The sequence below is a fragment of the Bartonella sp. MR168JLCBS genome, from assembly GCF_042194175.1.
The window spans coordinates 1-576 of the sequence record NZ_JBHIMP010000569.1 but is presented as its reverse complement, the minus strand read 5'-3'; the positions used below and the strand labels follow the sequence as shown (position 1 = coordinate 576).

The window sequence follows — 576 nt, the reverse complement described above, 5'->3', positions numbered from 1 at the left end:
CAAAAACTGCGCATAAGATCATAAAAAAAATAATAATCAGACCAAATACAGCCGAAAAATTACGAGAAAATTTGATCACTGAATGATAAATCTTTTGTAATTTCGCTTGAATTATTGACCGTGGAACAGATTCATTTAACCAACGGCTTAAAGAAAATAACGATTGCGGTTTAGGATGTTTCATTATAGCCATATTCAGCGTGTCCTTGGATCAAAGATGCGATAAAGTAAATCAGAAAATAAATTAATGACGACGAAGAGAAATCCTATAAGCAAAGTGCATCCCACAACTGCATTCATATCTCCAGATAAAAGAGCATTGGTCAAGTAACGCCCGCAACCAGGCCAAGCAAAAAATGTCTCTGTTAATACAGCACCTTCTAATAAGAAAGCATACGAAAGCGCGATAACAGTGATAATCTGAACAGCAGCATTCCGAAAGGCATGAAACCAAACTGTTCGCATCCAAGATAATCCTTTAACGCGTGCAGTAATAATATATTCTTGGTTAAGTTGTTCAATCATAAACCCACGAGTCATACGGCTAATATAAGCCATAGCACCAAAAGCTAAAAT

1 protein-coding gene and 1 pseudogene are annotated in these 576 nt (G+C 36.1%); both read right to left on the bottom strand.

All coding sequences use genetic code 11. From position 1 onward, the window contains the following. Positions 1-193: pseudogene (locus ACFIK8_RS12735) on the bottom strand (D,D-dipeptide ABC transporter permease); the annotation flags it as partial. 2 nt (positions 194-195) lie between these two features. Beyond that, a partial coding sequence (locus tag ACFIK8_RS12730; RefSeq protein ID WP_375669634.1) for an ABC transporter permease occupies positions 196-576 on the bottom strand: 381 nt, incomplete at its 5' end.